General features: G+C 63.7%; 15 protein-coding genes and 2 pseudogenes. 7 read left to right on the top strand and 10 right to left on the bottom strand.

All coding sequences use genetic code 11. The features are described from left to right. Nucleotide 1: 1 nt before the first annotated feature. On the bottom strand, nt 2-1,252 hold the full coding sequence (locus QIY50_19285; protein WGV19486.1) for a lipoprotein-releasing ABC transporter permease subunit: 1,251 nt from the start codon (nt 1,250-1,252) through the stop codon (nt 2-4). Nucleotides 1,253-1,345: 93 nt separating this feature from the next. Between QIY50_19285 and QIY50_19280 the strand changes: the two genes are divergently transcribed. Together QIY50_19280 and QIY50_19275 are read left to right on the top strand one after the other, a co-directional pair. Beyond that, on the top strand, nt 1,346-1,930 hold the full coding sequence (locus tag QIY50_19280; protein ID WGV19485.1) for a PilZ domain-containing protein: 585 nt from the start codon (nt 1,346-1,348) through the stop codon (nt 1,928-1,930). 31 nt (nt 1,931-1,961) lie between these two features. Then, nucleotides 1,962-2,684, top strand: coding sequence for a glycerophosphodiester phosphodiesterase (locus tag QIY50_19275; GenBank protein ID WGV19484.1), 723 nt, complete (start codon nt 1,962-1,964; stop codon nt 2,682-2,684). A gap of 42 nt (nt 2,685-2,726) precedes the next feature. Here QIY50_19275 and sthA read toward each other — a convergent pair whose 3' ends face one another. The 3 genes from sthA to QIY50_19260 all read right to left on the bottom strand — a co-directional run bounded on the left by sthA (nt 2,727) and on the right by QIY50_19260 (nt 6,996). Next, on the bottom strand, nt 2,727-4,121 hold the full coding sequence (gene sthA, locus QIY50_19270) for a Si-specific NAD(P)(+) transhydrogenase (protein ID WGV19483.1): 1,395 nt from the start codon (nt 4,119-4,121) through the stop codon (nt 2,727-2,729). 202 nt (nt 4,122-4,323) lie between these two features. Further along, the gene (locus QIY50_19265) at nt 4,324-5,322 is read right to left on the bottom strand and encodes an FAD:protein FMN transferase (GenBank protein WGV19482.1); all 999 of its coding nucleotides are present in this window, start codon (nt 5,320-5,322) and stop codon (nt 4,324-4,326) included. A 210-nt stretch (nt 5,323-5,532) separates the two neighbouring features. Next, nucleotides 5,533-6,996: a glyceraldehyde-3-phosphate dehydrogenase gene (locus QIY50_19260; protein ID WGV19481.1), complete on the bottom strand. Its 1,464-nt coding sequence runs from the start codon at nt 6,994-6,996 to the stop codon at nt 5,533-5,535. 167 nt (nt 6,997-7,163) lie between these two features. Between QIY50_19260 and mfd the strand changes: the two are divergent. The 3 genes and pseudogenes from mfd to QIY50_19245 all read left to right on the top strand — a co-directional run bounded on the left by mfd (nt 7,164) and on the right by QIY50_19245 (nt 14,509). Then, a pseudogene (gene mfd / locus QIY50_19255) lies at nt 7,164-10,614 on the top strand (transcription-repair coupling factor). Between the two features lie 9 nt (nt 10,615-10,623). Next, nucleotides 10,624-11,196 (top strand): CsiV family protein, encoded by a 573-nt coding sequence (locus tag QIY50_19250; protein WGV19480.1) that lies wholly within the window; start codon nt 10,624-10,626, stop codon nt 11,194-11,196. Between the two features lie 4 nt (nt 11,197-11,200). Further along, entirely contained in the window at nt 11,201-14,509 is a 3,309-nt protein-coding gene (locus QIY50_19245) for a DEAD/DEAH box helicase (GenBank protein WGV19479.1), read from the top strand. Between the two features lie 196 nt (nt 14,510-14,705). On the opposite strand, the gene nagZ is transcribed toward QIY50_19245, so the two are convergent. From nagZ to QIY50_19230, 3 genes and pseudogenes are all read right to left on the bottom strand, one after another. Further along, complete coding sequence (gene nagZ, locus QIY50_19240; GenBank protein ID WGV23093.1) at nt 14,706-15,704, bottom strand: beta-N-acetylhexosaminidase; 999 nt, start codon at nt 15,702-15,704, stop codon at nt 14,706-14,708. A 22-nt stretch (nt 15,705-15,726) separates the two neighbouring features. After that, a pseudogene (locus QIY50_19235) lies at nt 15,727-16,252 on the bottom strand (L,D-transpeptidase). A gap of 40 nt (nt 16,253-16,292) precedes the next feature. Beyond that, nucleotides 16,293-17,006, bottom strand: a complete 714-nt coding sequence (locus tag QIY50_19230; GenBank protein WGV19478.1) for a TetR/AcrR family transcriptional regulator — start codon at nt 17,004-17,006, stop codon at nt 16,293-16,295. Between the two features lie 215 nt (nt 17,007-17,221). On the opposite strand from QIY50_19230, the gene lexA reads away from it, so the two are divergent. After that, nucleotides 17,222-17,830, top strand: a complete 609-nt coding sequence (gene lexA, locus QIY50_19225; protein WGV19477.1) for a transcriptional repressor LexA — start codon at nt 17,222-17,224, stop codon at nt 17,828-17,830. A 13-nt stretch (nt 17,831-17,843) separates the two neighbouring features. After that, the gene (sulA, locus tag QIY50_19220) at nt 17,844-18,320 is read left to right on the top strand and encodes an SOS-induced cell division inhibitor SulA (protein WGV19476.1); all 477 of its coding nucleotides are present in this window, start codon (nt 17,844-17,846) and stop codon (nt 18,318-18,320) included. A gap of 50 nt (nt 18,321-18,370) precedes the next feature. Here sulA and QIY50_19215 read toward each other — a convergent pair whose 3' ends face one another. From QIY50_19215 to topA, 3 genes are all read right to left on the bottom strand, one after another. Then, nucleotides 18,371-18,604: a hypothetical protein gene (locus tag QIY50_19215; protein ID WGV19475.1), complete on the bottom strand. Its 234-nt coding sequence runs from the start codon at nt 18,602-18,604 to the stop codon at nt 18,371-18,373. A gap of 50 nt (nt 18,605-18,654) precedes the next feature. Continuing rightward, a complete protein-coding gene (locus tag QIY50_19210; protein ID WGV19474.1) occupies nt 18,655-19,170 on the bottom strand; it encodes a PasA protein in 516 nt (171 codons plus the stop codon). Nucleotides 19,171-19,448: 278 nt separating this feature from the next. After that, nucleotides 19,449-22,058: a type I DNA topoisomerase gene (gene topA / locus QIY50_19205; protein WGV19473.1), complete on the bottom strand. Its 2,610-nt coding sequence runs from the start codon at nt 22,056-22,058 to the stop codon at nt 19,449-19,451. Nucleotides 22,059-22,069: the final 11 nt, after the last annotated feature.

The following is a 22,069-nucleotide window of genomic DNA, read 5'->3' as shown; positions in this document are numbered from 1 at the left end:
CTCACTCATAACGTAGCGCCTCTGCAGGCTGGGTGCGGGCCGCACGCCAGGCCGGGTACAGGGTGGCGAAGAAACTCAGGACCAGCGCCGCACCACAGACCATGTACACATCCTGGGCCTGGATCTGCGACGGCAGGTAATCGATGAAGTAGACGTCGGCGTTGAGGAACTTGTGCCCGATCAGTTTCTCGATGCCGGCGATCACCGCACTCACGTTCAGCGCGGCGACGATCCCGACCACAGCGCCGATCAGGGTACCGATCACCCCTATCACCGTGCCCTGGACCATGAAGATCAGCATGATCTGCCCAGGTGTGGCGCCCAGGGTACGCAGGATGGCGATGTCGCCCCGCTTGTCGTTGACCACCATCACCAGGGTGGAAATGATGTTGAACGCCGCCACCGCCACGATCAGCAACAGCAGCAGGCCGATCATGGCCTTCTCCATGCGGATCGCCTGGTACAGGTTGCCGTGGGTTCGGGTCCAGTCACGGCTGTAGAACTCCTGGTCACCCAGGCGCTGGGCGATGTCCCAGGCCACCCGCGGCGCCTGGAACAGGTCGTCGAACTTCAGACGCAGGCCCTGGACCTGGTCGGGCTTCCAGCGGTGCAGGCGGGACAGGTCGCTGATGTTGGTGAGCCCCAGGTAGCCGTCGATCTCGCCCGCGCCCACGTGGAAGGTACCGACCACGGTAAAGCGCTTCATGCGCGGGAACATGCCGGCCGGGGTCACACTTACCTCGGGGGCGACGAAGGTGAGCTTGTCGCCGATGCCCACGCCCAGCTTGGCCGCGGCCTTGTCGCCGATCATGATGCCCCACTCGCCGGGTGCCAGCTGGTCGAGGCGGCCTTGCAGGAGGAACTTGTCGATGATCGACACCTCGCGCTCGCGGGCCGGGTCGATGCCGTTTAGCAGCACCTTCTGCACCTTGCCTTCATGGGTCAGCAGGCCCTGCATCTGGGTGAAGGGCGCAACCGCCACCACCTGCGGATTCTGCTTTACTTGTTGGGCAAGGGCCGGCCAGTCGGCAATGGGCTGGCCGCTCTCCAGCGTTGCATGGGGGATCATGCCCAACACACGGGTACGCATCTCGTGGTCGAAACCGTTCATGACCGACAGCACCACGATCATCACCACCACGCCCAGGGCGAGGCCGATCATCGAGGTCAGGGAAATGAACGAGACGAAGTGATTGCGACGTTTGGCACGGGTATAACGCGTGCCGATGAATGCGAAAAGAGGTCTGAACATGTCGGGGCTTGTTCGGATGAAAGGGAACGTCCTTGTGGCGAGGCGCCTACGGCGGCTTTACACTCGGACCACCGCCGCTACCTTGGGTTCGCCATGACGACATTAGACGAAGAAGATCGCCGCGAATACTACCGCATCGAAGATCAGATCGCACTTCAAATCAGCCCCCTCAGCGCGGCCGAAGCCCTTGACGCAGATGTGTTGCAAGATGATTCGCCATTATTCAACCTGCTCAGCGAACTGCACCTGTCCGACTTCGAGTCGCAGCACCTGCTGCGCCAGCTGAGCGAAAAGGACCGCACCCTCGCCGCCTTCCTGCGCGCGCAGAACAAACGCCTCGATCTGCTTAGCGCGGTGGTTGCCCAGACCCTGATCGGCGAAGTCGGTCAGCCCCAGCCAGTGATCATCTCCGAGGGCGGCATCGAATTCGCGCAAGCCACAGCGGTTGCCCCCGGCACCCGGGTGAAGTTGAAGATGGTGCTGATGCCACGTGCCCATGGCCTGCTGCTGCGCGGCAAGGTCACCCATTGCGACCCGCACCCGGAGGGCGGCTTCGAGGTCGGCACCGAATTCATCGACATGACCGACGCCCAACGGCAACTGCTGGCCCGCCACATCCTGCAGCGCCAGCAACAACAACGGCGCCAGCAGCTGGAACAGAACGACCCCGCCTGCTGAGCCTATTTTTCCCTGATTTGAAGGAACGAACGTGACCCTGATCTACGGCCATCGTGGCGCCAAGGGCGAAGCGCCCGAGAATACCCTGACCAGCTTCCGGCAGTGCCTCGCCCATGGCGTGACCCGCTGCGAGCTGGACCTGCACCTGTCGGCCGACAACGAGCTGATGGTAATCCATGACCCCACCCTGAAGCGCACTACCGGCAAACGCGGCAAGGTGGTCGAGCACCCGGCCGCCGAGCTGGTAAGGATCGATGCCCGCAAAGGCGGCCCAGGCCATGTGCAGCCCTGCCCGATCCCGAGGCTGGAAGAACTGTTCGCGAAATGCCCGTTCGAACACTGGCAGCTGGAGGTGAAAAGCGCCTCGCGCACCCGTGCCGCCACGACCGTGCTGGCGATACGCGAACTGGCCCAGCAGTACGGCCTGCTGGACAAGGTGACCATCACCTCCAGTTCACGCGAAGTGCTGGGTGCCGCTGTGGAGCTGGTGCCGGACGTCAAACGCGGACTGGTGGCCGAATACGCCTGGCTCGACCCGCTGAAAGTGGCCCAGAACTACGGCTGCGAACTGCTGGCATTGAACTGGACACTGTGCACCCCCGAGCGCCTGCTGAAAGCCCAGGCCCAGGGGTTGCACGTGTCGGTGTGGACGGTCAACGAACCGGCACTGATGCGCCGGCTCGCCGACTTTGGCGTGGACAGCCTGATTACAGACTTTCCCGGTTTGGCCAAGACCACCCTCGGGCAGGGTTGAAATCGGTCTCTCCGACCGGCTCAGGCCACCGGTCGGAGCCGCTCAAAAAAGCCGGTTCAGGCCGTCGTAGGCAGCTACCCGATAGGCTTCGGCCATGGTCGGGTAGTTGAACGTGGTGTTGACGAAGTACTTCAGGTTGTTCAGCTCGCCCGGCTGGTTCATCACGGCCTGGCCGATGTGGACGATTTCCGAAGCCTGGTAGCCGAAGCAGTGTACGCCCAGCACTTCCAGTGTTTCGCGGTGGAACAGGATCTTCAGCATGCCTTGCGGCTCGCCGGCGATCTGCGCCCGGGCCATGCTCTTGAAGAAGGCTTTGCCCACTTCGTATGGCACCTTGGCCTGGGTCAGTTCCTGCTCGTTCTTGCCGATCGAGCTGATCTCCGGAATGGTGTAGATGCCGGTCGGCACGTCATTGACGAAGCGCCAGCTGCCGTTATCCACGATACTGCCAGCGGCAGAGCGGCCCTGGTCATGGGCGGCACTGGCCAGGCTCGGCCAGCCGATCACATCACCGGCACCGTAGATGTTCGGCACGCTGGTGCGGTAGGCCTCGTCGACCTCGATCTGGCCACGGCTGTTGACCTTGATACCGATGTTTTCCAGGCCCAGCTTGTCGGTGTTGCCGGTACGACCGTTGCACCACAGCAAGGCGTCGGCCTTGATCTTCTTGCCCGACTTCAGGTGCAGGATCACCCCGTTATCCAGGCCTTCGACGCGCTCATACTCTTCGTTGTGGCGCACGGTGATGTTGTTGTTGCTGAAGTGGTAGCTCAGCGCCTGGGAAATTTCCGAGTCGAGGAAGCTCAGCAGCTGGCCACGGTTGTCAACCAGCTCTACCAATACACCCAGGCCGCTGAAGATCGAGGCGTATTCGCAACCGATCACGCCGGCACCGTACACGATCAGCTTGCGTGGGGTATGGCTGAGGCTGAGGATGGTGTCGCTGTCGTAGACACGCGGGTGGTGGAAGTCGATGTCGGCCGGACGGTAAGGGCGCGAGCCGGTGGCGATAATGATGTGCTTGGCGTTGAGCTTCTCGACCACACCGTTCGGGCAGACCACTTCGACGGTTTGCTCGTCGGCGAAGCTGCCGGTGCCGACGAAGACGTCGACGCGGTTACGGGCATAGTAGCCAGTGCGCGATGCTACCTGCTTGGCGATGACCTTCTCGGCGCTTTTCAGCACGTCCGGGAACGAGAACCAGCGCGGCTCACCGATGGCACGGAACATCGGGTTGGTGTTGAACTGCATGATCTGCCGCACCGAGTGACGCAGTGCCTTGGACGGGATGGTGCCCAGGTGGGTGCAGTTGCCCCCGACCTGACGACGGCTATCGACCATCGCCACCTTGCGCCCTGCTTTGGCGGCGTTCATTGCCGCGCCTTCTCCGGCCGGGCCGGAACCCAGCACCACTACGTCGTAGTTGTAGACAGCCATGCGTACTCCTTCAGAACTGGCCCGCAAGCCACGGTCGCTCGCGGGGCGCGATCATGCCGCCGGGGCGTCATGAGAAAATTCGGGTGCAGTCTAATCAAGCGTGAACGCCGCGCACATTAACCCTTGGTCGCGTCGTAGGCCAATTTTGCCCGCACTACATGTGTGAACCATTCCCTGGCGGCGATCATCCCTGCTTGCGCTTTCACTCGCCTTTCACTGCCCGTTCGAATGCGGGCGTAGCTCGGGAGACGAAGCCACCCTCGGCCCGAGTCACCAATACCGCGGCCAGGCCATGCGCCACGGCAAAATCCCAGCCCCGTTCCGGGCCGAGGATCAACAGCAGCGTCGAATAACCGTCGGCCTGCAGCGCCGAGGCATCGAGCACGGTGACCGCGGCCAGGTCGTGCTGCACCGGGCGCCCGAGGCGGGCATCGAAGGTGTGCGAATAGCGCCGGCCATTCTGCTCGAAATAGTGCCGATAGTCACCCGAGGTCGATACTGAAAGGCCATTGACCGCAATGATATGGCGAGCAATCTGGCGGTCTTCGCGGGGCAGCTCCAGGGCGATGCGCCAAGGGCTGCCATCGGGCTTGCGGCCGACGGCCTTGAGCTCGCCGGTGGCTTCGGCGACAAAGCTGGCCACGCCCATGGCCTGGAGGCGCGCGGCGATCAGGTCGACGGCATGGCCGGCGGCGATACTGTTGAAGTCGAGCTGCACCGGGGCGTCCTTGCACAGGGCCTGGCCCTTGATGTGCAAGTGCCGGTAACCCACGCGCTGGCGCACCCGGGCCAGGGCCAACGGGTCGGGCACCTGCTCGTGACGGGCCTGGGGACCGAAGCCCCACAGGTCGAGCAAGGGCTCGACGGTGAGATCGAAGACGCCATCGCTCTGCTCGGCCAGGTGCTGACCAAGGCTGACCAGTTCGAGCATGTCGGGCGGCAGGGCCAGGCACTGGTTGGCGGGCAACTGGTTGAACAGGCTGACGGTGGAGTCGCCGCGGTAGGTCGAGTAGTGCTGGTCGATGTCATGCAGGATGGTTTCGACCGCTGCTTGCACCTGCTCCGGCGCCGGGCCGCCGGGCTCACGGACGTACTGGATGCTGTAACTGCTGCCCATGGTCGGGCCGCCCAGGCGCTCCAGGGTGGGGCCCTGGTCGCAGGCGGTGAGCAGCATGAGCAAGAAGCAAAGTAATACACGCAATATCGAGATCTCGATTGTCTGCACCGGCCCTTTCGCGGGCACGCCCGCTCCCACAGAGGCATCACTGCTGCCAGGGACAGTGATATCCCTGTGGGAGCGGGCATGCCCGCGAAAGGGCCAGTACAGACACAGTAGAAGCCAGATCGGGTGATCAGGCGAAAAAAAACGGGAACCCGAAGGTTCCCGTTTTTTCATTGCCTTACAAGCGTATCAGCGTGGAAACGCTGGCGGGTTCACACCGGCCATTTCTTCCATCACGCGAACCACCTGGCAGCTGTAACCGAATTCGTTGTCGTACCAGACGTACAGAACAACGCGGTTGTCGTTGCAGATGGTGGCTTCGGCATCGACAACACCGGCGTGGCGGGAACCGACGAAATCGGTCGAAACCACTTCCTGCGAGCTGACGTAATCGATCTGCTTGTGCAGTTCCGAGTGCATGGCGGTCTGGCGCAGGTACTCGTTGATCTCGTCGCGGCTGGTGGCCTTCTCGAGGTTCAGGTTGAGGATGGCCATCGAAACGTTCGGCGTCGGAACGCGAATGGCGTTGCCGGTCAGCTTGCCCTTCAGCACTGGCAGTGCCTTGGCGGCAGCGGTGGCGGCGCCGGTTTCGGTGATGACCATGTTCAGCGGCGCGGCACGGCCACGGCGGCTGCCCTTGTGGAAGTTGTCGATCAGGTTCTGGTCGTTGGTGAACGAGTGAACGGTTTCGACGTGGCCATTGACGATGCCGTACTGGTCGTTGATGGCCTTGAGCACCGGCACGATGGCGTTGGTGGTGCAGGAAGCGGCCGAAATGATCTTGTCATCGGCAGCGATGTCACCGTGGTTGATGCCGTGCACGATGTTCTTCAGCGCGCCCTTGCCAGGTGCGGTGAGGATAACGCGGGCAGCGCCCGGGCAGGCCAGGTGCTGGCCCAGGCCGTCGGCATCACGCCATACGCCGGTGTTGTCGACGATCAGCGCGTTGTCGATGCCGTACTGGGTGTAGTCGACTTCGCTCGGGCTCTTGGCGTAGATAACCTGGATCAGGTTGCCATTGGCGGTGATGGTGTTGTTGGCTTCGTCGATGGTGATGGTGCCATCGAACGGACCGTGCACCGAGTCACGGCGCAGCAGGCTGGCACGTTTGACCAGGTCGTTCTCGGCGCCCTTGCGCACGACGATGGCGCGCAGGCGCAGGCCGTCGCCACCACCGGTCTTCTCGATCAGGATGCGCGCCAGCAGGCGGCCAATGCGGCCGAAGCCGTACAGGACAACGTCGGTACCTTTGCGCGCCGAAGCGTTCTGCTGGCCAACCACCTCGGCCAGTTCTTCACGGACGAACTGCTCGGCAGTACGGCCATTGCCTTCCTGCTTGAACTTGTTGGCCAGCTTGCCCAGGTCGACCGAAGCGGCGCCCAGTTTCAGCTCGCTCATGGCCTTGAGCAGGGGGAATGTCTCGTGGACGGACAGTTCGGTTTCGTCGGCTTGACGATGACGCGCAAAGCGGTGCGCCTTGAGGATCGAGATAACCGAACGGTTGATCAGGCTACGGCCATAAATCGAGCTCACCACGTTGTTGTTGCGGTAGAGCTGACCGATAAGCGGGATCATCGCTTCAGCCAGGGCTTCACGATCGATCCACTCACCAAGACACTGGTCGGGCTTCTGAGTCACGGGAACCTTCCACATGTAGGGACAGAAAAAAGGGGCTACATTATGACGCCCCAATGCGTTACGGGCAATGAGCGCCTGTCGCGGCCATGCAAGCCAGCGTTCATGCCCTTTCGAGCCTGACAGCCGGCACCGTCACCGGTACAATCACTCTCTTTGCCGCAACGCTTGGAGTGCAATCTCCCGTGTCAGTTCTGCGCCTACCGCAAATGTCGGCCACGGCCGGCAAACAAACCTGGGGCAATCTACCCGGTGCCGCCCTCAGCCTGGCCATCGCCGAGGCCGCCAGCAGCGCGGGCCGCTTCACTCTGCTGCTGACTGCCGACAGCCAGGGTGCCGATCGTCTGGAACAGGAACTTCGTTTCTTTGCCCCGGACCTGCCGGTGCTGCCGTTCCCCGATTGGGAAACCCTGCCCTACGACCTGTTCTCGCCGCACCAGGACATCATTTCCCAGCGCATCGCCAGCCTCTACCGCCTGCCAGAGCTGAGCCACGGCATCCTCGTGGTGCCGGTCACCACCGCCCTGCACCGCCTGGCGCCGACCCGTTTCCTGCTGGGCAGCAGCCTGGTGCTGGACGTGGGCCAGACCATCGACGTGGAGCAGATGCGCCTGCGCCTGGAGGCCAGCGGCTACCGCTGTGTCGACACGGTCTACGAGCATGGCGAGTTCGCCGTACGCGGCGCGTTGATCGACCTGTTTCCGATGGGCAGCAAGCTGCCCTACCGCATCGACCTGTTCGATGACGAGATCGAAACACTGCGTACCTTCGACCCCGAGACCCAGCGCTCGATCGACAAGGTGGATTCGGTGCGCCTGCTGCCGGCGCGCGAATTCCCGATGCAGAAAGAAGAAGTGACCCGCTTCAAGGCGCGCTTTCGCGAACGCTTCGACGTCGACTTCCGCCGCAGCGCGATCTTCCAGGACCTGGCCAGCGGCATCATCCCCGCCGGCATCGAGTACTACCTGCCGTTGTTCTTCGAAGAAACCTCGACCCTGTTCGACTACCTGCCGGCCGACACCCAGGTGTTCTCGCTGCCCGGCGTGGAACAGGCCGCCGAACACTTCTGGAACGACGTGCGCGGGCGGTATGAAGACCGCCGTGGCGACCTGAGCCGGCCGCTGTTGCCGCCGGCCGAGCTGTTCCTGCCCGTGGAAGACTGTTTTGCCCGGCTCAAGCAATGGCCACGGGTAGTGGTCAGCAGCGAAGACCTCGACCCGGGCGTGGGGCGCGAACGCTTCCCGGCACGCACCCTGCCCAACCTGGCAATCGAGGCCAAGGCCAGCCAGCCTTTGGCCGAACTGGCCAACTTCCTCGACCAGTTCCCCGGCCGGGTGCTGTTCACCGCCGAATCGGCGGGCCGCCGCGAGGTGCTGCTGGAGCTGCTCGATCGACTGAAACTGCGCCCGCACACCGTCGACGGCTGGGCCGACTTCATCACCGGCAGCGAGCGCCTGGCAATCACCATCGCCCCACTGGACGAGGGCCTGCTGCTGGACGACCCAGGTATTGCCCTGATCGCCGAAAGCCCGCTGTTCGGCCAGCGGGTCATGCAGCGTCGGCGCCGCGACAAGCGTGGCGAAACCGCCAACGACGCGGTGATCAAGAACCTGACCGAGCTGCGCGAAGGCGCGCCGGTAGTGCATATCGACCATGGCGTGGGCCGCTACCTGGGCCTGGCCACCCTGGAAATCGACGGCCAGGCCGCCGAATTCCTTACCCTGGAATATGCCGAGGGCGCCAAACTGTACGTGCCGGTAGCCAACCTGCACCTGATTGCCCGCTACACCGGCAGCGACGATGCCCTGGCACCGTTGCACCGGCTGGGCTCGGAAGCCTGGCAGAAGGCCAAGCGCAAGGCTGCCGAACAGGTACGCGACGTGGCTGCCGAACTGCTCGACATCTATGCCCGCCGCGCCGCACGCAAGGGCTATGCCTTTGCCGACCCGTCCGCCGACTATGCCACCTTCAGCGCCGGCTTCCCGTTCGAGGAAACCCCGGACCAGCAAGCGGCCATCGAAGCCGTGCGCGCCGACATGCTGGCACCCAAACCGATGGACCGCCTGGTGTGCGGCGACGTGGGCTTCGGCAAGACCGAAGTGGCCATGCGCGCAGCGTTCATCGCCGTGCACAGCGGCCGCCAGGTGGCCGTGCTGGTACCTACCACCCTGCTCGCCCAGCAGCACTACAACAGCTTCCGCGACCGCTTCGCCGACTGGCCTGTGACCGTGGAAGTGATGAGCCGCTTCAAGTCGGCCAAGGAAGTGGCCGCCGCCGCCGCAGACCTTGCCGAAGGCAAGATCGACATCCTCATCGGCACCCACAAGCTGCTGCAGGACGATGTACGCTTCAAGGACCTGGGGCTGGCCATCATCGACGAAGAGCACCGCTTTGGCGTACGCCAGAAGGAACAGCTCAAGGCCCTGCGCAGCGAGGTGGACATCCTCACCCTCACCGCCACGCCGATCCCGCGTACGCTGAACATGGCGGTGGCTGGCATGCGCGACCTGTCGATCATCGCCACGCCGCCGGCACGCCGCCTGTCGGTACGCACCTTCGTCATGGAGCAGAACAAGAGCACGGTCAAGGAGGCGCTGCTGCGGGAGCTGCTGCGCGGTGGCCAGGTGTACTACCTGCACAACGATGTGAAAACCATCGAGAAATGCGCCGCCGACCTTGCCGAACTGGTGCCCGAGGCGCGCATCGGCATCGGCCACGGGCAGATGCGCGAGCGCGAACTGGAACAGGTGATGAGCGACTTCTACCACAAGCGCTTCAACGTGCTGGTGGCCTCGACCATCATCGAAACCGGCATCGACGTGCCCAGCGCCAACACCATCGTCATCGAGCGCGCCGACAAGTTCGGCCTGGCCCAGCTGCACCAGCTGCGCGGCCGGGTTGGCCGTAGCCACCACCAGGCCTACGCCTACCTGCTGACGCCAACCCGGCAGAAGGTCAGCGCCGACGCCGAAAAGCGCCTGGAGGCAATCGCCAACACCCAGGACCTCGGTGCCGGCTTCGTGCTGGCCACCAACGACCTGGAGATTCGCGGCGCCGGCGAGCTGCTGGGCGAAGGCCAGAGCGGGCAGATCCAGGCGGTGGGCTTTACCCTGTACATGGAAATGCTCGAACGCGCGGTCAAGGCGATCCGCAAAGGCACCCAGCCGAACCTTGAGCAGCCGCTGGGCGGCGGCCCGGAGATCAACCTGCGCCTCCCGGCACTGATCCCGGAGGACTATCTGCCCGACGTGCATGCGCGGTTGATCCTGTACAAGCGCATTGCCTCGGCCGCCGACGAAGAAGGCCTCAAGGACCTGCAGGTGGAGATGATCGACCGTTTCGGCCTGCTGCCCGAGCCGACCAAGAACCTGATGCGCCTGACCTCGCTCAAGCTGCACGCGGACAAAGCTCGGCATCAAGAAAGTCGACGCCGGCCCGAACGGCGGCAAGCTCGAGTTCGAGGCCGAGACCCCGGTCGATCCACTGACCCTGATCAAGCTGATCCAGGGCCAGCCCAAACGCTACAAGTTCGAAGGCGCCACCCAGTTCCGCTTCCTGGTGCCGATGGAACGCCCCGACGAACGCTTCAATACCCTGGAGGCGCTGTTCGAGCGCCTGACCCCACAGCCTGCCTAAGGAAGATCCATGCGTGCCATCCGTTGCCTGACCCTGCTGCTGGCGCTGTTCGCCCCGGCCGCCTTCGCCGAAGGCCTGTATCAGGTAGAAATGATCCTTGTGCGGCAGAACAGCGTGCCCGCCTTTACCAGCCCGTTCGCCCCTGAAGACTGGAGCGCCGGCGCTCCACGCCTGGCAAAGGACGCCGAGCGCCGTCTGGCGCTGGAAGACGAAGCCACCCGCCTGGAAGCCACCGCCGACTACACCGTGCTGCTGCACAAGGCCTGGCAGCAGCAAGTGGGCAGCGAGCCTAGCCGCATCGCCCTGGGCGAAGGCGCCGAGCAGTTCGGCCACTTCCCCATCGAAGGCAACCTCAGCATCGCCGAGGGCCGCTTCATCGCGGTCGAAGCCAACTTCTGGGTCAACCAGCTGGACGGCAATGGCAGCGTGCTGCAAAGCGAACAGTTCAAGCAGAGCAACAGCAACGTCAAGGGCGGCCAGCTGACCTTCCTCGACGGCGGGCACCTGGCCGTACTGCTGAAGGTGACGCCACCGGGCACGCCGAAAATGCCGATGATGGACCCGGAGATGATGGAGCAGTGATGTAATGAGCCGTGACGCTCTCCAGTTGCTGCGCGAGTACCCGAACTGGACCCAGTCGTTCACCGGCCCGGTCCTGCAACGCGGCGAGCGTTATGCCCGGGAAGACCGGGTAAAGATCGAATACTGCACCGGCGCGCTCATCGAAGCCAGCTGTCGTGGCAGCGAGGGCAGCACTTATCGGCAGAAGATCACCCTCACCGCCCTGGCTGGCCGCTGCCATGTACGCGGCCAGTGCAGTTGCCCCGTGGGGCACAACTGCAAGCATTGCGCCGCCGCGCTGTTTGTCCTGAGCGAACAACAGGCAACGGCGAAAAGTGACGGTGACGCACTGCCGGCCAACCTGCAGCGCTGGCTGAAAGGTCTCGAACAGCCTGCGCAGGAGCCTGCCGAAACCCAAGACAAACGCGGGCGCATGGTTTGCTACCAACTCATGCTGACCGACGAGCCCGGCTGCGCGCTGCGGGTACGCAAAGGCACACGCGAAGACCAGGGGCTGCGCTATAGCCGTGTGCAGTCACTCTACGATTTCCTTTACGAACCCCCGCGCTTCGTCAAGGAAGACGATATTCGCATCTTGCGCCTGCTCTCGGCACTCAATCAGGCCGGCAGCCAGGACCGCGGCTACCAGCTCAAAGGTCGGGAAGGCGGTGAGCTGTTCCAGCGCGCACTGGATACCGGCCGCATGCTCTATGACGAAAACAAGCCCCTGCTGCGCGAGGGCCCTACGCTTGCGGCCGAGTTCCGCTGGGTACGGCTGGACAATGGTCACTATCGGGGCATCTGGTACCACGGTGAAACGCCGCTGAACTGCGTGATTGCGCTGCTGCCACTTTACTATTTCGATTACACCGGCAGCGTGGTAGGCAAGCTCGAGCACAGCCTCGATCCGCATATTGCCCTGCAACTGACCATCGCTCCTGACGTTCCGGAACATCTTGTCGTGCCCCTCAGCCACAAGCTCAACGCCTTGAACCACCAACTTCCTACGCCGACCACACTGGACGAACAACTCGTTGACGACCTGCAGCCCAGCCCGTACTTGACCCTGGGCAGTCTCGAGTTCAGCGCCTACATGCCCAAGACCGGCCGCATGCAACGGCAGATGCAACACCGTGCCGCACTGGCATTCGATTACGACGGCCTGCGTACCAGCGGCAGCGACGACAAGCCGCTGACCCGCCTGGTCGGCGACACCTGCCAGCGCATCCGCCGCCAACCCCAGGCCGAGCAGGCACTGCGCAAGGTGCTGCGCGACCTCGGTTTCAAGGCCGCCACCCGGCAGAGCAAGGCACTGCCTGACAGCGCCGGCGAAATGCTCCAGCTGCCCGATGACGAAGCCTGGCTGCGCTTTGCCCGCGAGGGCCTGCCGCGCCTGCGCGAAGCCGGTTGGCACATCGACATCCACCGTGACTTCGCCTTCAACCTGCAGGAGGTGGACGACTGGTACGCCACCATCGACGAAGCGCCCGGCCATGAATGGTTCGACCTGGAACTGGGCATCGTGGTCGATGGCCAGCGCCACAGCCTGCTGCCGATCGTGCTGCAACTGCTGCGCAGCAACCCGGAACTGCTGCGCCCCAGCGAACTGGCCCGGCGCAGTGACGACGAGCACCTGCTGATCGACCTTAACCGCGGCCGCCTCGATGCCCCGGCCCTGCGCGTTGCCTTGCCCTATGGCCGTATCAAGGCAGTGATGGGCACCCTGGGCGAGCTGTACCTGCACGAAGACGCCGCAGGCCCGTCCCTGCGCCTGGACCGTGCCGATGCTGCACGCCTGAACGACATCGAAGGCCTGCCCCTGCACTGGGAGGGTGGCGAGCATGTGCGCGACCTGGGCCGCCGCCTGCGCGATGCCCGAGACCTGCAGGTAGAACCGCCGACGGGGCTACAGGCCAGCCTGCGCCCGTACCAGCAACAAGGCCTGAACTGGCTGCAGGCGCTGCGTGAGATGGGTACTGGCGGCATCCTTGGCGACGACATGGGCCTGGGCAAGACCCTGCAGGCCCTGGCACACCTGCTGCTGGAGAAACAGGCCGGGCGCCTGAACGCACCGGCCCTGGCGGTAATGCCGACCAGCCTGGTGCCCAACTGGCTGGACGAAGCCCAGCGCTTCGCCCCCGAGCTGCGCGTGCTGGCCCTGCAGGGACCGGGACGCAGCAAGCATTTCACCAAACTGCACGAATACGACCTGGTCCTCACCACCTATGCCCTGGTGCCGCGCGACCTCGAGCACCTGCGCGCCCAGCCCTGGCATGTGCTGGTGCTGGACGAGGCGCAGAACATCAAGAGCAGCACCAGCAAGGCCGCCCTCGCCGTCTACGAACTGCGGTCCAATCAGCGCGTCTGCCTGACCGGCACGCCAATGGAAAACAACCTGGGCGAGCTGTGGTCGATTTTCCACTTCCTCATGCCTGGCTGGCTGGGTGACCTGAAGCGCTTCAACCAGGACTACCGCACACCGATCGAGCGCCACGGCGATAGCGAGCGCATGACCCACCTGGCCAGCCGCATCCGCCCGTTCCTGCTGCGCCGCACCAAGGAGCAGGTGGCCACCGAGCTGCCGGCCAAGACCGAGATGGTGCACTGGGTCGAGCTTAGCGATGCCCAGCGTGACACCTACGAGGCCGTGCGGGTGGCCATGGACAAGAAAGTCCGCGACGAAATCGCCCGCAATGGCGCCGCGCGCAGCCAGATCGTCATCCTCGACGCCCTGCTCAAGCTGCGCCAGGTGTGCTGCGACCTGCGCCTGGTCAAAGGGGTGGAAAGCAAAGGCAACCAGGCCGACAAGGGCAAACTGGGCGCGCTACTGGAAATGCTCGAAGAGCTGCTCAGCGAAGGGCGCCGGGTGCTGTTGTTCTCGCAGTTCACCTCGATGCTGGCGTTGATCGAGCAGGAGCTGGAGAAACGCAAGATCCGCTACAGCCTGCTGACCGGCGACACCCGCGACCGGCGCACGCCCGTGCAGCAGTTCCAGCAGGGTGACAGCGAAGTGTTCCTGATCAGCCTCAAGGCGGGCGGCGTGGGCTTGAACCTGACAGCCGCAGACACGGTGATCCACTTCGACCCTTGGTGGAACCCGGCCAGCGAAAACCAGGCCACCGACCGCGCCTACCGCATTGGCCAGGACAAGCCGGTGTTCGTGTTCAAGCTGATCACCCGGGGGACGGTGGAGGAGAAGATCCAGCTGTTGCAGCAGGAGAAGGCGGCGCTTGCGGCGAGCCTGCTCGATGGCGGGCAGGCCGGGCAATGGCGGCTGGGGGATGAAGAGATCGAAGCGCTGTTTGCACCGCTGCCCGGGAAGCGCGGGCGGTAACCCGGAAGCCTTCGCTGCCTGTACCGGCCTCTTCGCGGGCACGCCCGCTCCCACAGGGATATCAGAGCCCTCAAGGGCGGTGCCGTACCTGTGGGAGCGGGTTTACCCGCGAAGAGGCCGGCACAGGTACAACACTAATTTCGAAACCAGCGCTGCACCTGTGGGAGCGGGCGCGCCCGCGAAAAGGTCGGCGCGGTCAATCGACCAGCTGCGCCTCCCGCAACGCCCCCAACGCCTCCAGCCACCGTGGCTGCTGGCGATAATCCGTCCGCGCAAACCCTTGCCCACGCATCCGCGCAATCCGCGGCGACGGCTTTACCTTCATCCGCTGCGCCGCACTCAGCGCCAGCTCCGCCGCCGCCCGGTCGTTGCAGACCAGGCCCATGTCACAACCAGCGCTCAACGCCGCTTCGATCCGGCTGGCCGCATCCCCGACGACATGTGCACCGGCCATCGACAGGTCATCACTGAAGATCACCCCGTCAAAGCCCAGCTCACCACGCAAGATGTCCTGCAGCCAACGGCGCGAGAAACCAGCCGGCTGGTTGTCGACCTGCGGATAGATGACATGCGCCGGCATCACTGCTGCCAATTGCCCGCTCAGGCGGGTGAACGGCACCAGGTCAGCCTGGCGCAGCTGTTCGAGGCTGCGCTCATCGGTGGGGATGGCCACATGCGAGTCCGCCTCGGCCCAGCCATGCCCCGGGAAGTGTTTGCCACAGGCCGCCATGCCCGCCGCATTCATGCCACGGATGAACGCCCCGGCCAGGTGCGTGGCGCGCAGCGGGTCACCTTCGAAGGCGCGGCTGCCCACCACGGCGCTGCGCTGGTGGTCCAGGTCGAGTACCGGGGCAAAGCTGAGGTCCAGGCCAACCGCCAGCACCTCGGTCGCCATCAGCCAACCGCACTGCTCGGCCAGGTACTCGGCGTTGTCATTGTCGGCCAGAGCACGCATGGCCGGCAGGCGCACAAAACCCTGGCGCAGGCGCTGCACGCGGCCGCCCTCCTGGTCCACCGCCAGGATCAGGTCGGGGCGGATGGCGCGGATCGACGCGCACAGCTCACGCACCTGGCGCGGGCTGTCGATGTTGCGGGCAAAGATGATCAGGCCGGCCACTTCAGGCTGGCGCAACAGGTGACGGTCTTCGGCGGTCAGCCATTTACCGGCGATATCCACCATCAGGGAGCCTTGCAGGCTGACAGTCATAGTTAATCCTTCATTGAAGACTGAGAGAAGCCCACTGGGGGCAGGCGGCCTGCTCGATGCGTACCGGGCAATGGGCCGGCACCTGCTCGAACAGGCTTAGCAAATCGGTATTGCGCAGGCGTATGCAACCATGGGACAGCGCTACGCCCATGGGTTCCGTATCCGGTGGTGCCGTGCAAGTAGATATAGCGGCGGAAGGTATCGACCGCGCCCAGGCGGTTGACACCCGGCTCACAGCCACTGAGCCAGAGGATGCGGGTGAGGATCCAGTCCCGGCCGGGGTATTGCGCATTCATGGCCGGCGACCACACCTCGCCGGTCCAGCGTCGCCCGGCCAATACCGCATTCAGCGGCAAACCCGCGCCGATCTTCGCCCGCACCTGGTGCAAGCCACATGGCGTGCAACCCGAGCCGTTGCGCTCGCCGGCGCCGTTGCGCGCCGTGGAAACCGGCAGGCGCACGCGCAGCTGGCCCTGGGCAAAACCATAGAGGCGTTGGTCGGCGAGGGAAATGTGCAGGAAGTCGAGGTCAGGCATGGGCGCTAGCTTAGCCGAAGCGCCCTGCCCCGCCCAGCCTTCAGGCCTTGACGGTGGTCGCGCTTGCGCTGGTCTTGGTACGCGGGCGCAATTGTGCGGCGGCCATGGCGTCGTCGGTAACCCCGCTATCGGCACGCATGCCCGCAGCCAGGAACGGCACCATCAGGCGCATTACCTGCTCGATCGAGGTGTTGATGCCGAAATCGGTCTCGGCAATCGCACGCAGGGCCTTGATGCCGGACATGCTGAAGGCGGCGGCACCAAGCATGAAGTGCACGCGCCAGAACAGCTCCAGCGGCGGGATGCGCGGTGCGGCCTCGTTGACCAGCAGCATGTAGCGGCGGAACACCTTGCCGTACATGTCTTCCAGATAGCGCCGCAGGTGGCCCTGGCTCTGGCTGAAGGCCAGGCCCAGCAGGCGCATGAAGATCGACAGGTCGTTGTTGCTGCGCGGCTGCACGACCAAAGCCTGCTCGACCAGCATTTCCAGCAGCTCTTCGAGGCTGGGCTTTTGCTCCGGCTTGGCCTGGCGCCGCTCCAGCTCACGCTCGAGGCTGGCGCAGAATGGCCCGAGGAAGCGCGAGAACACTGCCTGGATCAGAGCCTTCTTGGAACCGAAGTGATAGTTGACCGCCGCCAGGTTGACCCCGGCCTTGCTGGTAATCAGCCGCAACGAGGTTTCTGCGAACCCCCTTTCCGCGAACAGCTGCTCGGCAGCATCGAGAATGCGTTCAACGGTTTCCGATTGGGCCATGACTACTCCGACTACTCCGCCAGACAAACAGGTGTTTGAAACATACGTTTCAGCCCTGCTTCTGTCAAGGCTCGGTGACCGGTCGGTCGCCATTTAAAAGCGCCAGACGGGCGGCTGCAAGCGCCATTCCTGCTGTTTATTACAGGTTTTGGCTTGCAGCGCATCCAGTACTGTATATAATCCCAGTCACTGTACAAAAAGACAGAGCGCTCATCATGTTGAAACTGACGCCACGCCAAGCCGAAATTCTCGCGTTCATCAAGCGCTGCCTGGAAGACAACGGCTTCCCGCCGACGCGCGCCGAGATCGCTCAGGAGCTGGGCTTCAAGTCGCCCAACGCCGCCGAGGAGCACCTCAAGGCCCTCGCCCGCAAGGGCGCGATCGAGATGACCCCGGGCGCCTCCCGTGGCATTCGCATTCCCGGTCTCGAAGCCAAGGCCGAAGAAAGCGGCCTGCCGATCATCGGCCGGGTTGCGGCCGGTGCGCCGATCCTTGCCGAACAGCACATCGAGCAATCCTGCAACATCAACCCCGACTTCTTCCACCCCCAGGCCGACTACCTGCTGCGCGTACACGGCATGAGCATGAAGGACGTCGGCATCTTCGATGGCGACCTGCTGGCGGTGCATACCTGCCGCGAAGCCCGCAACGGCCAGATCGTCGTGGCCCGTATCGGCGACGAAGTTACCGTCAAGCGCTTCAAGCGCGAAGGCAGCAAGGTTTGGCTGCTTGCCGAGAACCCCGAATTCGCCCCCATCGAAGTTGACCTGAAAGAGCAGGAGCTGGTGATCGAGGGCTTGAGCGTCGGCGTCATTCGCCGCTGATCCAGGAGGCGTCATGCAGCAGTTCATTCACGCACCCGAGCAAGCCCAGTTGCCATTGTTCGAAGCATTCCTCGCCCAGCCCGTACTGCCTGGCCTGAAAGCCAGCGAAGTGGCGCGCAAGAGCAGCCAGCCCGAGCTGTTCAGCGAACTGTCGCTGCGCGGAGCCCCCGGGCACTGCCAAAGCCTGCTGGCACCGGTGCTACGCGAGCTGAGCGAAGAGGACGAGACCCGCTGGCTGACCCTGATCGCCCCACCATCGAGCCTGACCCAGGCCTGGCTGCGCGATGCCGGGCTTAACCGTGAACGCATCCTGCTGCTGCAACCTCGCGGCAATCAAAGCCCGCTTCAACTGGCTTGCGAAGCCTTGCGCCTGGGCCGCAGCCACACCGTGGTCAGCTGGCTGGGCAACGTCAACGCCACTGCACGCCAGCAACTGCTGCGTGCAGCCAGCGCCGGAAATGCACAAAGCCTGAACATCCGCCTTGGCTGATGTTCAGGCTTTGCCTGTCATTGCATGGAACCTGATACCCCTGCTGCACCTCAGTGCAACACGCGTGGCCCTTCATCATGCTCAAGCTCGCCATCCATCAGGCGACCGGCCATCTGCACGCCCACGCTGAGCATGGCCTTGGCCACTTCCACATGCTGACCCTGCAGGAACGCCTTGGCGTCTTCCGAGAAATCCAGGGTTACCAGAGAGCCCTCATCCTCGGCGCGACGCAGTTCGATGCGGCCATCAGGCAACTCGACAATTTCCAGAAACGACGTAGACATAAATGGCAGTTCTCCGCGAAAGGCCAGCATTGTACCAGCCGTAGCGGCTATCAGCACTCACTCAACGCGTCACGGAAACGCCTCACCAGGCCCTTGAGGTTGTTGCGCCAGCTTTCCAGTTCGGCGCGCGACAGCGCCGGATGCTCGTTCTCATCGAGATTGACCGCCTGGATCAGTGGCTGGGTAACGTCGGTTTTCGCTGCTTTCTTCGCGACCGGTGGTCGGAACAAATCGGCATAAGCACCCAACATTTGCGCCAGCCAGGTTTCGCGCTGGCGCGCCAGTTCCAGCAGTTCAGCTACTTCCGGGATGGCGATGCCGTTCAGGGCATCGTCGGCCAGCGCTTGCTCTACCGTTGCTACGACAGGCAGGCGGTAGAAGCCACCGATCTCATGGCACAACCCCAGCAGCGCACCATACAGGTGGAACAGTGCCGCCTCGCGTTCGGCCTGGACCAGGCCCTGGGCATTCATGGCCTGGCTTTGCTCAGCCTTGGCCATGGACTCGAGGGCAAGGCCGGCGAAGAACAGTTTCTGGTTGGTGCGGGTGTAGAGTTCCTGGGCCATTTCTGTGCCCTCCCTAAGGCTGCGAGGCGGATAGCTGCATCATAAATGATTGGGGCCGCTTTGCGCCCCATCGCCGGCAAGCCCCGCCTGACCGGTTAACGCGGTCACTGTAGGAGCGGCCTTGTGTCGCGAAAGGGCTGCAAAGCAGCCCCAGCAATTTGTGCATCTGCCCTGAAATCCTGGGGCTGCTTTGCAGCCCTTTCGCGACACAAGGCCGCTCCTACAAGGACCCGCGCAGGTCAGAGACTTATGCAAGAACCGGCTTGCGCACTGAAGAATCAGCGCTTGTCTTCAACCTTCCACGCATTGCCGTCATAGAACGCCTTCCAGCCGGTCGGCTTGCCATCAACCTCGGATTGCACATACTGCTCCTTGGTCTTGCGGCTGTAGCGAATCACCGCAGGGCGACCTTCCGGGTCCTTCTGTGGCGCATCGCACAGGAAGTGGTACTTCGGGTCGATCTCGTGTTTGTGCGGCACGATCTCCAGCACCAGCGGTGCGCGGGTTTCGCGGTTCTTGGGGAACTGGCTGGCGGCCAGGAACAGCCCCGAAGCGCCATCACGCAACACGTAGGTATCGTCGACCTTCTCGCACTTGAGCTCCGGCATGTCCACCTTGTCCATCTTCGGTGGCGCCGCCTCGCCACTCTTGAGCAGCTTGCGGGTGTTCTTGCACGCCGGGTTGGTGCAACCGAAGAACTTGCCGAAACGGCCAGTCTTCAACTGCATCTCGCTGCCGCACTTGTCGCACTCCAGGCTCGGCCCTTCATAGCCCTTGATGCGGTAATTGCCTTCCTCGATCTCGTAGCCGGCGCAATCCGGGTTGTTACCGCAGATGTGCAGCTTGTGCTTCTCATCCAGCAGGTAGGCATCCATCGCCGTGGCGCAGATCGGGCAGCGGTGCTTGCCCAGCAACACGCGGGATTCCGATTCGCCCTCGTCGTCAGCGGCAATTTCGTCGCCCGGCACCAGGTTGACGGTGGCCTTGCAGCGCTCTTTCGGCGGCAGGCTGTAGCCCGAGCAACCGAGGAACACGCCAGTGGAGGCGGTGCGGATCATCATCGGCCGGCCACATTCCTTGCACGGAATGTTGGTCATGGTCGGCTGGTTGGCGCGCATGCCGTCTTCGCTGGATTCGGCAGTCTGCAGCTTCTTGCTGAAGTCGCCGTAGAACTCGTCGAGCACGTTCTTCCAGTCACGCTCGCCCTGGGCCACGTCGTCGAGGTTCTCTTCCATGTCGGCGGTAAAGCCGTAGTCCATCAGGTTGGAGAAGCTCTCGGACAGGCGCTCGGTGACGATGTCGCCCATCTTCTCGGAATAGAAGCGGCGGTTGTGCAGGGTCACATAGCCACGGTCCTGAATGGTCGAAATGATCGCGGCATAGGTCGACGGGCGGCCGATGCCGCGCTTTTCCATTTCCTTGACCAGGCTGGCTTCGGTGAAACGCGCCGGTGGCTTGGTGAAATGCTGGCTCGGGTCGATCTGGATCAGCTTCAGCGCTTCACCCTGGACCATTTCCGGCAACACATCGTCTTCGCCCGGTTTGCTCTGCTGCGGCAGCACACGGGTGTAACCGTCGAACTTGAGGATACGGCCCTTGGCACGCAGCTCGAAGTCGCCTGCGGCCACGGTAACGCTGGTGGACAGGTACTGCGCCGGCGGCATCTGGCAGGCCAGGAACTGGCGCCAGATCAGCTCGTACAGGCGCTCGGCGTCGCGCTCCATGCCACTGAGCTTGGTCGGGTGGGTATTCACGTCGGAAGGACGAATCGCTTCGTGCGCCTCCTGGGCGCCTTCCTTGCTGCCGTACACCAGCGCTGCTTCGGGCAGGTACTGCTTGCCGAACTCGCGCTCGATGTAGCTGCGCGCCATGTCCAGGGCGTCGGCCGACAGGTTGGTCGAGTCGGTACGCATGTAGGTGATGTAGCCGGCTTCATACAAGCGTTGGGCCATCATCATGGTTTTCTTCACACCGAAGCCCAGGCGGTTGCTGGCTGCCTGCTGCAGGGTGGAGGTAATGAACGGAGCCGACGGCTTGCTGCTGGTCGGGCGGTCTTCGCGCTTGACCACGCTGTAGCTGGAAGCCTTGAGCTTCTCGAGCGCTGCCATGGCCTGCGCTTCGTTGAGCGGCTTGAAGGCCTCACCTTTCTCGCGCGCCACTTCGAAACGCACCTTGGCGTTCTTGGCGGTGCCGAGGTCGGCGTGGATTTCCCAGTATTCTTCCGGGATGAACGCCCGGATTTCGCGCTCGCGCTCCACCACCAGCTTCACCGCCACCGACTGTACACGGCCGGCGGACAGGCCACGGGCGATCTTGGCCCACAGCAGCGGCGAAACCATGTAGCCGACCACGCGGTCGAGGAAGCGTCGCGCCTGCTGGGCGTTGACCCGGTCGATATCCAGCTCGCCTGGCTGCGAGAAGGCATCCTGAATGGCCTTCTTGGTGATTTCGTTGAACACCACACGCTTGTAGCGGGTGTCGTCGCCGCCGATGGCCTCGCGCAGGTGCCAGGCGATGGCTTCCCCTTCGCGGTCCAAGTCGGTTGCGAGATAGATGGTGTCGGCATCCTTGGCCAGGCGACGCAGCTCTTCGATCACCTTTTCCTTGCCAGGCAGGATCTCGTACTTGGCCTTCCAGCCGTGATCGGGGTCGACGCCCATGCGTGCCACCAGCTGGCGGCGGGCCTTTTCTTTCGGCGACAGGGCCGGAGCCTCACCCGCGGCCTTGCCACGCTTGGCGGCTGGCTCTTTGCTGGCGCTGGCCGAACCGCTGGTGGGGAGGTCTCGGATATGGCCGATACTCGACTTCACCACGTACTGGTTGCCCAGGTACTTGTTGATGGTCTTGGCCTTGGCCGGGGATTCCACAATGACCAGCGATTTGCCCATGGATCGGAGTA

The organism is Pseudomonas putida (genome assembly GCA_029953615.1).
Taxonomy (GTDB): Bacteria; Pseudomonadota; Gammaproteobacteria; order Pseudomonadales; family Pseudomonadaceae; genus Aquipseudomonas.
Note: the sequence above shows the minus strand (reverse complement) of the source record. Positions and strands in the feature narration are given on the sequence as shown.

Bases quoted from the DNA above. Each gene is read 5' to 3' on its own strand.
- QIY50_19285 (WGV19486.1), bottom strand. From the start codon at position 1,252: ATGTTCAGACCTCTTTTCGCATTCATCGGCACGCGTTATACCCGTGCC.
- lexA (WGV19477.1), top strand. From the start codon at position 17,222: ATGTTGAAACTGACGCCACGCCAAGCCGAAATTCTCGCGTTCATCAAG.
- sulA (WGV19476.1), top strand. From the start codon at position 17,844: ATGCAGCAGTTCATTCACGCACCCGAGCAAGCCCAGTTGCCATTGTTC.
- QIY50_19210 (WGV19474.1), bottom strand. From the start codon at position 19,170: ATGGCCCAGGAACTCTACACCCGCACCAACCAGAAACTGTTCTTCGCC.
- QIY50_19245 (WGV19479.1), top strand. From the start codon at position 11,201: ATGAGCCGTGACGCTCTCCAGTTGCTGCGCGAGTACCCGAACTGGACC.
- topA (WGV19473.1), bottom strand. From the start codon at position 22,058: ATGGGCAAATCGCTGGTCATTGTGGAATCCCCGGCCAAGGCCAAGACC.
- QIY50_19215 (WGV19475.1), bottom strand. From the start codon at position 18,604: ATGTCTACGTCGTTTCTGGAAATTGTCGAGTTGCCTGATGGCCGCATC.
- QIY50_19250 (WGV19480.1), top strand. From the start codon at position 10,624: ATGCGTGCCATCCGTTGCCTGACCCTGCTGCTGGCGCTGTTCGCCCCG.
- sthA (WGV19483.1), bottom strand. From the start codon at position 4,121: ATGGCTGTCTACAACTACGACGTAGTGGTGCTGGGTTCCGGCCCGGCC.
- QIY50_19230 (WGV19478.1), bottom strand. From the start codon at position 17,006: ATGGCCCAATCGGAAACCGTTGAACGCATTCTCGATGCTGCCGAGCAG.
- QIY50_19260 (WGV19481.1), bottom strand. From the start codon at position 6,996: ATGTGGAAGGTTCCCGTGACTCAGAAGCCCGACCAGTGTCTTGGTGAG.
- QIY50_19280 (WGV19485.1), top strand. From the start codon at position 1,346: ATGACGACATTAGACGAAGAAGATCGCCGCGAATACTACCGCATCGAA.